This is a genomic window from Cupriavidus phytohabitans, from assembly GCF_017815025.1.
In the GTDB taxonomy this organism is placed as follows: domain Bacteria; phylum Pseudomonadota; class Gammaproteobacteria; order Burkholderiales; family Burkholderiaceae; genus Cupriavidus.
Window position 1 is genome coordinate 74,303 of record NZ_JAGIQB010000005.1, and the last position, 13,796, is coordinate 88,098.

The 13,796-nt window shown below is 68.7% G+C and carries 15 protein-coding genes; 3 read left to right on the forward strand and 12 right to left on the reverse strand.

The genetic code is table 11. The features are described from left to right. Positions 1 to 92: 92 nt before the first annotated feature. Positions 93 to 1,808, forward strand: coding sequence for a long-chain fatty acid--CoA ligase (locus J8I34_RS05000; RefSeq protein ID WP_209805490.1), 1,716 nt, complete (start codon positions 93 to 95; stop codon positions 1,806 to 1,808). A gap of 63 nt (positions 1,809 to 1,871) precedes the next feature. On the opposite strand, the gene J8I34_RS05005 is transcribed toward J8I34_RS05000, so the two are convergent. Then, positions 1,872 to 2,669, reverse strand: a complete 798-nt coding sequence (locus J8I34_RS05005) for an ankyrin repeat domain-containing protein (protein ID WP_084402364.1) — start codon at positions 2,667 to 2,669, stop codon at positions 1,872 to 1,874. Positions 2,670 to 2,686: 17 nt separating this feature from the next. After that, positions 2,687 to 3,478 carry a gamma-glutamylcyclotransferase gene (locus tag J8I34_RS05010; RefSeq protein WP_245175785.1) on the reverse strand — a complete coding sequence of 264 codons (792 nt, stop codon included), beginning with the start codon at positions 3,476 to 3,478 and terminating at the stop codon, positions 2,687 to 2,689. Positions 3,479 to 3,754: 276 nt separating this feature from the next. Between J8I34_RS05010 and J8I34_RS05015 the strand changes: the two genes are divergently transcribed. Further along, positions 3,755 to 4,075 carry a hypothetical protein gene (locus J8I34_RS05015; protein WP_029045498.1) on the forward strand — a complete coding sequence of 107 codons (321 nt, stop codon included), beginning with the start codon at positions 3,755 to 3,757 and terminating at the stop codon, positions 4,073 to 4,075. Between the two features lie 73 nt (positions 4,076 to 4,148). Here J8I34_RS05015 and J8I34_RS05020 read toward each other — a convergent pair whose 3' ends face one another. The 7 genes from J8I34_RS05020 to J8I34_RS05050 form a co-directional block, all read right to left on the reverse strand. Further along, positions 4,149 to 4,496: an FKBP-type peptidyl-prolyl cis-trans isomerase gene (locus tag J8I34_RS05020; RefSeq protein ID WP_018008195.1), complete on the reverse strand. Its 348-nt coding sequence runs from the start codon at positions 4,494 to 4,496 to the stop codon at positions 4,149 to 4,151. Between the two features lie 73 nt (positions 4,497 to 4,569). Continuing rightward, on the reverse strand, positions 4,570 to 5,118 hold the full coding sequence (locus J8I34_RS05025; protein WP_029045499.1) for a YaeQ family protein: 549 nt from the start codon (positions 5,116 to 5,118) through the stop codon (positions 4,570 to 4,572). Positions 5,119 to 5,257: 139 nt separating this feature from the next. Next, positions 5,258 to 5,566: a hypothetical protein gene (locus tag J8I34_RS05030; RefSeq protein WP_209774108.1), complete on the reverse strand. Its 309-nt coding sequence runs from the start codon at positions 5,564 to 5,566 to the stop codon at positions 5,258 to 5,260. Positions 5,567 to 5,666: 100 nt separating this feature from the next. Next, a complete protein-coding gene (locus J8I34_RS05035; protein ID WP_029045501.1) occupies positions 5,667 to 6,260 on the reverse strand; it encodes a YceI family protein in 594 nt (197 codons plus the stop codon). A 3-nt stretch (positions 6,261 to 6,263) separates the two neighbouring features. Further along, entirely contained in the window at positions 6,264 to 6,647 is a 384-nt protein-coding gene (locus J8I34_RS05040) for an MAPEG family protein (RefSeq protein ID WP_029045502.1), read from the reverse strand. Between the two features lie 63 nt (positions 6,648 to 6,710). Continuing rightward, complete coding sequence (locus tag J8I34_RS05045; RefSeq protein WP_029045503.1) at positions 6,711 to 6,947, reverse strand: RNA-binding S4 domain-containing protein; 237 nt, start codon at positions 6,945 to 6,947, stop codon at positions 6,711 to 6,713. Then, positions 6,947 to 8,704 carry a glutamine--tRNA ligase/YqeY domain fusion protein gene (locus tag J8I34_RS05050; protein ID WP_029045504.1) on the reverse strand — a complete coding sequence of 586 codons (1,758 nt, stop codon included), beginning with the start codon at positions 8,702 to 8,704 and terminating at the stop codon, positions 6,947 to 6,949. Before J8I34_RS05050 ends, J8I34_RS05045 begins: the two co-directional genes overlap by 1 nt. Before the next feature lie 260 nt (positions 8,705 to 8,964). On the opposite strand from J8I34_RS05050, the gene J8I34_RS05055 reads away from it, so the two are divergent. Beyond that, on the forward strand, positions 8,965 to 10,401 hold the full coding sequence (locus J8I34_RS05055; protein ID WP_209805492.1) for a CoA transferase: 1,437 nt from the start codon (positions 8,965 to 8,967) through the stop codon (positions 10,399 to 10,401). Here the strand turns inward: J8I34_RS05055 and J8I34_RS05060 are convergent. From J8I34_RS05060 to ggt, 3 genes are all read right to left on the reverse strand, one after another. Beyond that, positions 10,398 to 11,015 (reverse strand): pyridoxamine 5'-phosphate oxidase family protein, encoded by a 618-nt coding sequence (locus J8I34_RS05060; protein ID WP_209805493.1) that lies wholly within the window; start codon positions 11,013 to 11,015, stop codon positions 10,398 to 10,400. The two genes, J8I34_RS05055 and J8I34_RS05060, sit on opposite strands and share 4 nt — an antisense overlap. Before the next feature lie 79 nt (positions 11,016 to 11,094). Next, positions 11,095 to 11,955 (reverse strand): PhzF family phenazine biosynthesis protein, encoded by an 861-nt coding sequence (locus J8I34_RS05065; RefSeq protein WP_209805494.1) that lies wholly within the window; start codon positions 11,953 to 11,955, stop codon positions 11,095 to 11,097. 169 nt (positions 11,956 to 12,124) lie between these two features. Beyond that, on the reverse strand, positions 12,125 to 13,750 hold the full coding sequence (gene ggt / locus J8I34_RS05070; RefSeq protein ID WP_209805495.1) for a gamma-glutamyltransferase: 1,626 nt from the start codon (positions 13,748 to 13,750) through the stop codon (positions 12,125 to 12,127). Positions 13,751 to 13,796: the final 46 nt, after the last annotated feature.

Consider the following 13,796-nt stretch of genomic DNA (forward strand, 5'->3'; position numbering starts at 1 on the left):
AGCCACCGGTTGAAAATAGAACGATCGTTCGGTTATAGTCCTTGACCATACCGACAGACCCGGTCCGAAGACCGACGCACAGGAGACGTTTCATGCAGAACCCAGCCCGCCCGCATTTGCAGTTCTGGCCAAAGCGCCTGCCGACCGCCATTGTGCTGCCCGAAACGTCGCTCTGGTACAACCTGGAAGTGTCTGCGCTGCGCTATGCCGACAAGGCGGCGATCCGCTATTTCGGCAACGCCATCACCTTCCGCGAACTGGAAGCGCAGGCCACCGCGCTGGCCGGCTGGCTGCAGCAGAGGGCTGGGGTGAAGAAGGGCGACCGGGTGCTGCTGTACATGCAGAACTGCCCGCAGTTCATCGTCAGCTACTACGCGATCCTGCGCGCCGATGCGGTGGTGGTGCCGGTCAACCCGATGAACCGCACCGAGGAATTCAAGCACTACGTCACCGATGGTCAGGCGCGCGTGGCGATCTGCACGGCCGACCTAGCCGCCGGCGTGGATCAGGCCGTGGCGGAACTGGCGCCGGCCGAGCGCCTGCAGCACCTGCTGGTGACGCAGTACGCCGACGCGCTGCCGCCCACGCACGAGCATCCCGAAGACGCACCGCCCGCGTGGCTGGCCACGCCGCACGCGCTGCCCGCCGGCGCGACCGCATGGGCCGAAGCGCTGGGCGCCGGCCTGCAGCCGGGGCCGCATACCGCCGGGCCTGACGACATGGCCGTGATGCCGTACACCTCCGGCACCACCGGCTTTCCCAAGGGCTGCATCCATACGCATCGCTCGGTCATGCACAACATCGTCGGCGGCGCGACCTGGTCGGGCTCGGGCGCCGAGTCGGTGATCCTGTCGGTGCTGCCGCTGTTCCACGTTACCGGCATGCAGTACGGCATGAACGGCCCGATCTACAGCGGCGCCACCGTGGTGATGCTGCCGCGCTGGGACCGCGAGGTGGCCGGCCGCCTGATCTCGCGCTACCAGGTCACGCACTGGACCAATATCCCGACCATGGTCATCGACTTCCTGGCCAGCCCCAACCTGGAGCAGTTCGACCTGTCCAGCCTGCGCTATATCGGCGGTGGCGGCGCGGCCATGCCGCAGGCAGTGGCCGAACGGCTGCGCGAGCAGTTCGGGCTGAGCTACCTGGAAGGCTACGGGCTGTCAGAAACCATGGCGCCGACGCACAGCAATCCGTCGGACCGGCCCAAGCTGCAGTGCCTGGGCGTGCCGACCTTCAACACCGACGCGCGCGTGATCGACCCGGTCACGCTCAAGGAACTGCCGCCCAACGAGATCGGCGAGATCATCGTCTGCGGCCCGCAGGTGTTCAAGGGTTACTGGGGCAAGGAAGACGCCACGCGCGAGTCTTTCATCGAATTCGAGGGCAAGACCTTCTTCCGCACCGGCGACCTGGGGCGCATGGACGAGGAGGGCTACTACTTCATCACCGACCGCCTCAAGCGCATGATCAACGCGTCGGGCTTCAAGGTATGGCCGGCCGAGGTGGAGAACCTGCTGTACAAGCACCCCGACGTGCAGGAGGCCTGCATCATCGGCACGCGCGACCCGTACCGCGGCGAGACGGTCAAGGCGGTGGTAGTGCTGCGCGCCCATGCCAGGGGCAAGACCACGCCGGACGAGATCATCGATTGGGCCAAGGAGAACATGGCCGCGTACAAGTATCCGCGGGTGGTGGAACTCGTGGACGCGCTGCCAAAGTCGGGAACCGGAAAGGTGATGTGGCGGCAACTGCAGGAGAGCGAAAACGCTCGGGCTGAGGGAGAGCAGAAGCCCGCAGCGGCCTGATCTATGCTGCCAGCCTATGCCCGGGGCGGGTTCCCATCGCATGCGAACCGCCCAGGGCAAGGCTCAATGCCCCCGCACCCGCATCAGCATCTTCACCATGGTCTTGTACCCCCGCTCGCGCGCGTGGCGAGTCGGGGTCACGCCTTCGCGGTCGGCCAGGTTGGCGTCGGCGCCGGCATCCAGCAGCAGCTGCACCGTTTCCTCGTAGCGCGTGCTGCCATCGCCCAGCACCACCGCCTCGAGCAGTGCCGTCCAGCCGAGGTTGTTGACGTGGTCGACGGCAATGCCCGCTTTCAGCAGCAGCTTCACCACTTCCACATGGCCCTGCTGGCTCGCGCCGATCAGCGCGGTGCCGTCGTAGCGGTCGGTGCTGGCCAGGTCCGCGCCATGCGCCAGCGCCAGCCGGACGATCTCGGCCTGGCCACTGGCGGCGGCCAGCAGGAAGGGGCTGTTGGCGTCGGCGTCCTTGTGGTTCACGTCCGCGCCGGCCAGCATCAGCATCCGCGCGACTTCGACGTGGCGGCTCTGCACGGCGGCCAGCAGCGCGCTGCGGCCGCGTTCGTCGGCAGCGCGCGCGGTGGCGCCCGCGGCCAGCAGGCGCGCCACCATGTCCTGGTCGCCGATACCGGCGGCGGTGATCAGGTTGCGGTCGAGTGCGCTCAGGCCTTCACTGCGCACGGGGGCGCGCGCCGTGCCGCGCGGCCGCGCGGCGCCGGGCTGGCTGGCGGCGCCGGCCCCGGGGCGTGCCGCCAAAGTCTGGCCGCCCTGTGCCGCCAGCAGGCTGCCCCCGACCAGCAAGCCCATCAGGCCCAGCATCTCATTGAGTGCTTGTCTGCGGCTGCGGGTGGCGGGGCGCGTCATGGCGGCAGCTCCTGGGCTCAGGCGGTTTCGCGAGGCCGGGCCGGCAAGGGCGGGGTATCGTCCGCGCGGGTGCCGGCGGGGCCAGTTTTGGCGGCGGCACTTTCGGCGTCGGCGGCATCGCCCGCCTGGAGCTGGCGCCACAGCCGTCCCAGGTAGGGATCGTCGACGCCGTTGGTGGCCAGCCCCAGCAGGGTTTGCTGCAGGTATTCGCGCGCCGGGCCGTACAGTCCGGCGGCGTGGCGCAGCCGCTCGACCACGCTGGTGTCCGGCAGCCGGCCGGCGTAGGACTCGTGCGCGCGGTTCATGACGAAGGCCAGGGCGCGTTGCTCCGGACCCTCATCGCCATCACCATGGCCATCCCCGCCGGTGCGGATGCGCAGCCAGCGCGGGTGGTAGGCGCCCGTCAGCATCTCGCGGCGCCATAGCACGCGGAACTCCTGCTCGACCACGTGGCTGGGGATCCGGAACACCATGCCGTGGCAGCAGCCGCCCCGATCCAGGCCCAGCACCAGCCCCGGGTTGTCCCACGTGCCGCGGTTGATGCGGGAATAGAGGTAGAAGCCGCGGTGGTAGCCATGCACGGTTGCGCGCCGGCGCTCGGTGTGCACCACCATCGGGTTCCAGATCAGCGAGCCATAGCCGAACACCCAGACATCGCCGTCGAGCGCGGGGTCGTCGGGCTTGCGTGCCAGCGCGTCGCAGAGGGACTGCTCCAGCACGTGCTCGGGCAACAGCGAGGACGCGACCGGGGTACTGCACAGCGAGGTGCGCAGCCGGTCGGATTCGAGGTCCTGTCGCGTAATGGCCATGCTGCAAGCATAAATCAAAGCAGCGTCCCGGGCAGGTGGGGAAAATGACATAAGTGCCAGTTTTTCCCGGAAATGCCTGAGCCGGCGGCATCGGTGTGGGTGTTAGGCAACGGTCGCCGCCGCACGGCGGCCTTGCCACTCTTGCCACCCCGCGCGATGCCGGGACCGATGCGTGCCCGCGCAAGCTTGTCCGCGGTCAGCCCGGGGCGTTTTGCTGGCACGCGGTGGCGGGCAGTCTTTACAATGGGAGCTTCATCCGACCAGGAGGAACCTGCGATGACGCGTACGCTTACGGTGGTGTTCGGCAGCGGCAAGGAATATGACTTCACGATCGGCGCGGACGAGCTGGCCGCGGTGGCCGAGGATGCGGCGTGGCGCTGGTTCGACCGCGAGTACACCGAGCTGGATTGCCAGGCGTCGAGCCCGGTCGGCAAGGTGCTGGTCATCGACAAGATCCTGAACGTCGCCAAGTTTTCCGGAGAGTCACGCTTCTCCGGCGATCCTGCCTGGGCGCAGGAATATGCGCGCCATGCGGCGCGGCTGCTGGACCGCGACAAGGTCCGCGTCGACGTCGGCAACGCCGCCATCGGTTTCTGAGGGGGCCTGGGCAGGCCCCCGGATCTGACAAGACCCTTGGTTGTGGCTCCCGCCTTCGCGGGAGCCACAGTCGTTAAACCGCCAGCAGTTCCACTTCAAACAGCAGCGTCGCGTTCGGCGGGATCACGCCACCGGCGCCGCGCGCACCGTAGCCGAGATCGGCCGGGATCACCAGGCGGCGCACGCCGCCGACCTTCATGCCCTGCACGCCTTCGTCCCAGCCGCGGATCACGTGGCCGGCGCCCAGCGGGAACACGAACGGGTCGTTGCGGTCCTTGCTCGAATCGAACTTGCGGCCAGCCTGGCCGTTCTCGTACAGCCAGCCGGTGTAGTGCACGGTGACGTGCTTGCCGGCGGTGGCTTCGGCGCCGGAGCCGACGGTGGTGTCTTCGTATTGCAGGCCAGAGGGCGTGGTTTGCATGGTGATTTCCTTCCGATAAAGACTGGCAGGGACCAGTCGAGGTGAATCGGGAGCGCGGCGGTGGCCGCCTCGTTCAATCCTGGGCGCGCTGCAGCACGTCCAGTTGCAGTTGCACGTTGCGGTCGTCGTCGGCGACCCAGATATCGCCGTCCTGGATCGTCACCGACAGGCGCATCGCGCGCTGCGCCAGCGCGGCGAGCGCGTCGACCGCTTCCGTCGGGACATTGTAGACGGTGACGTTGCGCAGCTTGCCGGCCTTGCCCGCCATACCTTTCCACCACTCGCGCGCGCTGGCGCCGCTGTAGGTGTAGACGGTCACGCGCTCGGAGCGGGCGGCGGCGCGCTTCAGGCGCGCTTCGTCGGGCTGGCCCAGCTCGACCCAATGGGCGATGTCGCCGGTCAGGCGCTTGTCCCACAGGTCGGGCTCGTCCGGCTCGTCCAGGCCGCGGGTGAAGGCGAGCGTCTCGGTGGCTTCGCAGGCGAAGGCGAGCAGGCGCACCATCATGCGCGCGTCGTTCTCGGACGGATGCTGGGCAATGGTGAGGCTGTGGCTGCCGTAGTAGGGCCGGTCCATGTCGGAGACGGCCAGCTCGGCTTTGAAGATGGTGGACTTGAGCGCCATGAAGTGAGGTCTGCGGCTGCGTCCGGCACGGCGGCGCGGAACGCGAAAGGCCGCATCATACGCGATTCGGCGGCGCCGCCGTACGCGCGTGGGCAGGGCAAGGTGGGCCAGCCGGCACAAACGGCCGGCCGGAGACGCCTCAGCGCTTGCGGTATTCCTTCAGGTAGAAGCGCAGCAGCGCCGACAGCAGCAGCGTGGTCAGGAAGCCGGCTGCCACCACCAGCGCCTGGCCGGCATCGGTATCGAGCTGGCCGGCCACGCCCAGGCGGAACAGCCAGGTCCCGACCATCATGGCCAGGAACGGCATCAGCAGGGCACCGCGGCCATAGGTGCGCACCGCCCACAGCGGGAAGCGGCGCAGGAAATCGCCCGGAATGCTGCACAGCAGGCAGGCGCCAGCGGCAGCCAGGGCGGCCGCGACGATGTCGCCGGAATGGATTTCGAACATGGTCTCTGTCTCGCGTTGCCGCACACGCGGCGGGCGTGGCAGGGATTCGACAAAGCGCTGATTCTACAAGAGAAATCTGTCCGGCAGGTGACGCATTGGGCTAGCGCGCGGCGTTGCTCGCCGGCGATGCCTCGACCGCCACATGGAGCGTCACGATGTCGCCCGCATCGGGCACGAAGCGGGTCATGCCGAAGGCACTGCGCGGCACTTCGGCGCGGAAGTCGCCGCCGCACACCTGCCGCGTCACGCCGAACAGCGTGACCTCGCCGCAGCGGAAGCGCTCGGCCTGCAGCCGGACCGGACGGGTGACGCCGTGCAGGCTCAGCTCGCCTTCTACCGCCACAAGCCGGCCGCCGTCGCTGATAAAGCGATCGGCGCGCAGCCGCGCCTGCGGAAACTGCGCGATATCGAAGAACTGTGCCGAACGCAGCACGCCGTCGAGCGTGCGGTTGCCGGTGTCGACCGAGGCCAGCTCGACGGTCACGTCGATCGCGCCGGCGCCGCTGTCGGCGTCGTAGACGATGCGGCCGTCGATCTTGCCGAAGCGCCCGCGCACCGAGCTGCGCTCGAAATGGCTGGCGCCGAAATAGACGGAGGTGTGGACCGGGTCAAGCGTGTATTCCACCGGCGCGGCACTGGCGCTGCCCAGCATGGCGATCGCAACGGCGGCCAGAAGACGAACGGGTGCCGCCATGGCTCAGTGCACGAACACCGGCAGCAGGAAAATCCCCACCACCGACAGGTACCCGATGGTCCAGCACAGCGTGCGCAGCGTGGCCCGGTCAGTCACGTAGCACGCGGTGTAGAGGATGCGGGTGAGGATGAAGACCATCGACAGCTCGTCGATGCGCGCCTGCGGCGCCTGCAGGAAACTGGCGGTGAGCACCGCTGCGGCAAAGAAAGGGAAGGCCTCGAAATGGTTGCGGTGCGCCATGTCGGCGCGCCGCGCGCGCCCGGACTGCTTGTCGAGCCAGCCGCGCGGGTCGTGGTTGTCGAAACCGGGCGCGCTGGCCTTGGCGATGGCTACCGTGGCGAGCGGCAGCACGCCGGCCAACAAGACGCACCAGAACGCGATCGGCATGGTTTCGGTCCTCTCCGTTACAGCGCCGGAGCGGCTCAGCTGCCGCTGCGGCCGGTAGCGCGGTCAGGCGGCGACCACGCGAATCTCGATGCCCGCCAGGCCTACCACCTGTCCGGCGCGAATCTTCGCAGTCTTGCGCGATTCGGGCGCGCCGTCCACCGAGACTTCACCGGCGGCGACCAGCGCCTTGCCGGCGCCGCCGCTGTCGCACACGCCAGCCAGCTTGAGCAGGTCGTTGAGGGCGATGAACTCGCCCTCGAGCGGGAAGGTGATGGTCTGTACCGGAGTTGCCTTGCCCATCACTTGCCCCAGCTGTCCTTCAACCCGACGATGCGGTTGAAGACCGGCTTGCCCGGCTGCGAATCATTGCGGTCGGCAACGAAGTAGCCGTGGCGCTCGAACTGGAACCGGTCTTCCGGCCGCGCCTCGCGCAGGCCCGGCTCCAGGTAGGCGGTGACCACCTTCTTGGAGTCGGGGTTGAGCGCATCCAGGAAGTTCTTGCCGCCAGCGTCCGGGTTGGGGTCGTTGAACAGGCGGTCGTACAGGCGCACCTCGGCCTCGTAGCCGTGAGCGGCGCTGACCCAGTGGATCACGCCCTTGACCTTGACGCTGTCGGCGCCCGGCGTGCCGCTCTTGGTGTCGGGCAGGTAGCTGGCGTGCACGGCGACGACGTTGCCGTCGGCGTCCTTGTCCACGCCGGTGCACTCGATCACGTAGCCGTACTTCAGCCGCACCTTGTTGCCCGGGAACAGGCGGAAATAGCCCTTGGGCGGGGTCTCGTTGAAGTCCTCGCGCTCGATCCACAGTTCGCGCGACAGCGGGAACACACGCTTGCCCAGTTCCGGCTTCTTCGGATGGACCGGGGCCGAGCATTCCTCGCTCTGGCCTTCGGGGTAGTTGTCGATGATCAGCTTGAGCGGGTCCAGCACGGCCACGCCACGCGCGGCCCGGCCGTCCAGGTCGTCGCGCACCGCGCCTTCGAGCGTGCTCATGTCGATCCAGCTGTCGGCCTTGGCCACGCCGACGCGGTCGCAGAACAGCTGGATCGACTCCGGCGTATAGCCGCGGCGGCGCACGCCGACCAGCGTGGGCATGCGCGGGTCGTCCCAGCCGTCGACACGGTTCTCGTCGACCAGCTGCTTGAGCCTGCGCTTGCTGGTGATCGCGTAGGTCAGGTTCAGGCGCGCGAACTCATACTGGTGCGGCAGCGGGTCGCGGAACACGCCGGCGTCGCGCAGGTGCTCCAGCACCCAGTCGTACAGCGGGCGGTTGTTCTCGAACTCCAGCGTGCACAGCGAGTGCGAGATGTTCTCCAGCGCGTCGGAGATGCAGTGGGTGAAGTCGTACATCGGATAGATGCACCACTTGTCGCCCGTGCGGTGGTGATGGGCGTGCCGGATGCGGTAGAGCACCGGGTCGCGCATCACGATGTTGGGGGCGGTCATGTCGATCTTCGCCCGCAGCACGTGCTCGCCGTCGCCGTACTTGTCCGCGCGCATGTCGCGGAACAGCTGCAGGTTTTCCTCGACAGTGCGGTCGCGGTAGGGCGAGGGCTTGCCCGGCTCGGAGAAGTTGCCGCGGCTGGCGGCGATCTGCTCGGCCGACTGGCTGTCCACGTAGGCGGCGCCGCGCTCGATCAGCGTCTCGGCAAAGGCGTAGAGCTGGTCGAAGTAGTCGCTGGCGTAGTACAGGTGCGGCTGCTTCTGGCCGTCCTTGCCTTCGCTGTCCCAGGAGAAGCCGAGCCAGTGCACGGCGTCGATGATCGAATCGACGTATTCGGTATCTTCCTTGACCGGGTTGGTGTCGTCGAAGCGCAGGTGGCAGCGGCCGCCGTAGTCGCGCGCCAGCCCGAAGTTCAGGCAGATGCTCTTGGCATGGCCGATATGCAGGTAGCCGTTGGGCTCCGGCGGGAAGCGGGTGATGACGGTCGGCAGCGGCTCGCCTTGCTTGTCCTGGCGGCCGGCGTAGGTGCCGGCGGCGAGGTCCTGGTCGATGATGCTCCGCAGGAAGTTGGAGGCGGCTGGGGTGCTGTCGGTAGGCTTGTTGTCGTGGCTCATGGTGGCGCCGGTTGGCCGGCCGGATGGATCGATGGTAGGGATCGATACGGTGGCCGGTCGGGTCGTCAGATTGCGTGGCGGAATGCCAATAAGGGGATTTTACCGTGCCGGCGGCGCCGCACGCCGTGAGCCTCGGCTCATTTATGGTCTTGTCCGCCGCCGGCACAGGTTGGCCGCACCGAAAGTGATGTGTCGGAGTAGCATGGAGACCCGTGCCGGCCGGCTACGGCCACCAGTCACCCATCGCTGCAGGAACGCCCATGAACGCCCACCCCGATGCGGCACAAGTGCCGCCCATGCCCCACGATGTCGTTGCCGCGCTGTGGCGCGATGCCGGCCTGCCGGCCGAGGCGCTGTCCCACCTGCGCCTGGACGGCGCCGATCCGGTGCTGCCTTCAAGCTTTGCCGTGGGGACCGCTGCGCAGGCCAGCCTCGCCGCTTCGGCGCTGGCCGCCGCCACGCTGTGGCAAGGCCGCGGCGGCCGCTGGCAGGACGTCAGCGTTGACATGCGCCATGCCATCACCGAGTTCCGCAGCGAGCGTTACCTGCGCGTCGACGGCGGTCCAGCGCCCGAGCTGTGGGACAAGATCGCCGGCATCTACCGCTGCGGCGACGGCCGCTGGGTCCGGCTGCACACCAATTTCCCGCACCACCGTGACGGCGTGCTGCGCTTGCTGGGCTGTGCCTATGACAAGGCGGCGGTGCAGGCGGCGCTGGAAAAGTGGGAAGCCGAGACTTTCGAAACCGCCGCGTCCGACGCCGGCCTGGTGGTCGCCGCGCTGCGCAGCTTCGACGAATGGGACCGCCATCCGCAGGCCGCGGCGCTGCGCGGCTTGCCGCCGGTGACGCTGGAGCGTATCGGCGACGCACCGCCACAGCCATTACCACCGCCCGCGTCGACCGATGCGCAACCGCTGTCAGGCGTGCGCGTGCTCGATTTCACCCGCATCATCGCCGGCCCGGTCGCCGGGCGCACGCTGGCCGCGCACGGTGCCGATGTGCTGCTGGTGACCGCCGCGCACCTGCCGTCGATCGCGCCGCTGGTGATCGACACCGGCCGCGGCAAGCGCAGCTGCCAGCTCGACCTGCGCGATCCCGACGACAAGCGCACGCTGCACAAGCTGCTGCACGGCGCCGACGTGATGGTGCAGGGCTACCGGCCTGGCGGGCTGGCCGAACTGGGCATCGGCCCGGAAGCCGCGGCACGGGCGCGGCCGGGCATCGTTTATGTGTCGCTGAGCGCGTATGGCCACGTCGGGCCGTGGGCGCACAAGCGCGGCTTCGATTCGCTGGTGCAGACCGCCACCGGCTTCAACCAGGCCGAGGCGGAAGCGGCCGGCGGCGACACGCCGCGCCCGTTGCCGGCACAGGTGCTGGACCATGCCGCGGGCTATCTGCTGGCATTCGGCGCGATGGCCGCGCTGCACCGGCGCGCGCTGGAAGGTGGCAGCTGGCACGTGCGCGTATCGCTGGCGCAGGTGGGGCAGTGGCTGCGCGGGCTGGGGCGGGTGCCGCAGGGGCTGAAGGCGCCCGAGCAGAAGATCGACGATGTCGCCGACCTGCTCGAAGCGGTGCCGTCCGGCTTCGGCATGCTGACCGTGGTGCGCCACGCGGCGCAGCTGTCCGAGACGCCGGCGCGCTGGACGCTGCCGTCCGAGCCGCTCGGCACCCACGCGCCGGAGTGGCTGCCGCGTTAGTAAAGCGTGTTGCGCTGCCGCTCGGGCAGTTCGCGGTCGTAGGCGGCACCGTCGATGGCGTTCTCGCTCAGCATGGCCAGGATCTCGCCATTGCTTGGCAGTGTCTGCCGTGCGACCTGCGCATCCGCGGACCACAGCCGCGAGCGGATCAGCGCCCGGGCGCACTGGAAGAACACCGACTGCACCGTGATCACCAGCACCGTGGTCGGCGCCTTGCCGTTGGCCACGCAGCGCGCGATCAGCGCCGGCTCGACGCTGATCTGCGCGGTGCCGTTGACGCGGATGGTCTCGTTGACGCCGGGGATCACGAACAGCAGGCCCACGCGCGGGTCGACCACGATATTGCGCAGGCTGTCGATGCGGTTGTTGCCGCGCCGGTCGGGCAGCAGCAGCGTGCGCTCGTCCAGCACCTGCACGAAACCGGGCGTGTCGCCGCGCGGCGAGCATTCGGCCCAGCCCGCGGCGACGGTCGACAGCAGGCAGAACGGGGCGGCCTCGATAAAGGCGCGGTAATGCGGGTGCAGGTAGTCGACTTCCTTGGACAGCGACGGCGCCGCGGGTTGGGCGTAGAGCGCTTCCAGTTCGGCCAGGGAGGTGATGGCGTGCGAGGTCATGGCGGATCGGGGCGATGGGCGGGGAGATTGGCGGGGCAAGCCGACAATGTAGCGCAGCCGGCAGGGCTGCGCAGGGCCCTCAGAGTGTCACGGTGCCGCGGCCAATCTCGAGCACGCGCCCGCCCACGCGGATCGCGCCGTCCGAGCCGACCGACAGGCGCAGCCGGCACGGGCGGCCGACGGCCTCGCCCTGGTCGATGATGTATTCCGCCGGCAGCGCGCGGCTGGTGGCCAGCAGCCAGCCACCCAGGTTGGCGCAGGCCGAGCCCGTGCCGGGATCCTCGGCCACGCCGCCGCCCTGCTTGGTGAAGAAATAGCGCGACAGGATGCCGCCCGGCTGCTCGGGATCGAGGGCGAACACGTACGCGGTCTTGCGGCCGAGGCTGCTCTGCGGCCAGATGTCGAGCCGCGCGCTGTCAGGATTGGCGCGCCGCACGGCATCGGTGCTGCGCACGGCCACCAGCAGCTGGTCGGCGCCGGTGTCGACCCACATCGGAGAAATCAGCAAGTCGCTTTCGTGCAGGCCGAGCAGGGCTGCCATGTCGGCATCGGGGAGGCCGGCCGGCGCGGTCTTCGGCTCGCCGCTGTGCGGCGCGGTGAAGGTCCAGACATCGCCCTGCGCCGTCACAGGGACCACGCCGGCGAGGAATTCGAGCGTCAGCGCATCGCCGGTGCCGGCCAGTTCGCGGACCACGTGCGCGGTGCCCAGCGTCGGATGGCCGGCGAAACGCATCTCATAGCCAGGCGTGAAGATGCGCACGCGCGCGCTGGCATTGTCCGACGGCAGGACAAAGGTGGTCTCCGACAGGTTGAACTGCAGCGCCAGCGCCTGCATGGTGGCTTCGTCCATGCCGCGCGCGTCTTCGAACACGCACAGGGGATTGCCGCCGAAGGTGGATTCGGCGAAGACGTTGAGCAGGCGGAAGGCGTAGGTGGTCATGGTGCGGGCTCCGGAGGCTTGTCGGCGAACCAGTGTACGGAGCCGTGGCGCCCGCGCCATGCACAGTTGCTGCGATCGCGAGCGGGCCAGTTGTGGGATGGGGGGCGGAAAGCAAGAACGCCCCTTTCGGGGCGTTCCGCATGTCGCTGGCAGCGCAGGCCCGGCGGGCTCAGAACCCCACCGCCTGCCCGTCGCGCCGGCTGTCGCTGGCTGCCACGTACCCTTGCTCGGGATCGTCCGACAGGCGCCAGATGAACTGGCCCGACCCAAAGTCCATGTATGGATCGTCCACCGACTTCAACTGGTGCCCGCGCGCCTTCAGCCCCTCGACCGTGGCCGGGTCCATGGTGCCTTCCACGTCCAGCGTGAAATCGCGGTTGACCTTCCAGCGCGGCGCGCAGCATGCGGCCTGCGGCTGCTGGTTGTAGTCCAGCATGCGCACCACCGTCTGCAGGTGGCCCTGCGGCTGCATGTCGCCGCCCATCACGCCGAAGCTCATCACCGGGTGGCCGTTCTTGGTCAGGAAGGCCGGGATGATGGTGTGGAACGGGCGCTTGCCGCCGGCCACAGCGTTGGCAGACCTGGGATCCATCGAGAAGCCGACGCCGCGGTTCTGCAGGCTGATGCCGGTGCCCGGCACCACCACGCCCGAGCCGAAGCCCATGTAGTTCGACTGGATGAACGACACCATCATGCCATTCTCGTCGGCGGCGGTCAGGTAGATGGTGCCGCCCACCTTGGGCATGCCGAAGTTGAAGTGCGTGGCGCGCTGCATGTCGATCAGTTTGGCGCGCGACTTGAGGTAAGCATCGTCCAGCATCTGCTCGGGCGTGACCTCCATGCTGCGCGGATCGGCGACGTAGCGGTACAGGTCGGCGAAGGCGAGCTTCATCGCTTCGATCTGCAGGTGCTGCGAATCGACCGAGTCGACCGGGATCGAGGCCATGTCGAACTGGCTGAGGATGCCCAGCGCCACCAGCGCGGCGATGCCCTGGCCGTTGGGCGGGATCTCGTGCAACTCGTAGCCGCGGTAGCTCTTGCTGATCGGCTTGACCCAGTCGGGGCGGTAGTTGCGCAGGTCGTCCAGGGTCATCGCGCCGCCGCACTGCTTGCTGAAGGCGGCGATCTTCTCGGCGATTTCGCCTTCGTAGTAGGCGCGGCCGCGCGTCTCGCCGATCTTGCGCAGCGTGTCGGCGGCGGCCTTCATCGTGAACTTCTCGCCGACCAGCGGCGCGCGGCCCTTGGGCATGAAGGTCTCCGCATAGCCCGGCTGGTCCTTCAGTTCGGGCACCGCGGCGGCCCACTTGTGCGCCACCACCGGCGGCACGGCGTAGCCGCGCTCGGCGATCTCGATCGCCGGCTCCATCAGGTCGGCGAAGGGCAGCTTGCCGAAGCGCTCGTGCATCGCCGCCCAGCCGGCGATCACGCCGGGCACGGTGACCGAGTCCCAGCCCCGGATCGGGCGGTTGGCCAGGCCGTTGGCGTCGGTGCCGTACTTGTTCTTGAAGTACTCCGGGTTCCAGGCGGCCGGGGCCACGCCAGAGGAGTTCAGGCCATGCAGTTCCTTGCCGTCCCACAGGATGGCGAAGGCATCGCTGCCCAGGCCGCACGATACCGGCTCGACGATGGTGATGGCGGCCGCCGCGGCGATGGCGGCATCGACGGCATTGCCGCCCTTGAGCAGCATGCGCAGGCCGGCCTGAGCGGCCAGCGGGTGCGAGGTGGACACCACGTTGCGCGCAAACAGCGGGATGCGCACGGAGGGGTAGGGGTTGGTCCAGTTGAATTTCTGCATGGCTTTGTCTTCGTTTCAGGAAGCGGCCGGGGCCATTGTCGGGGCG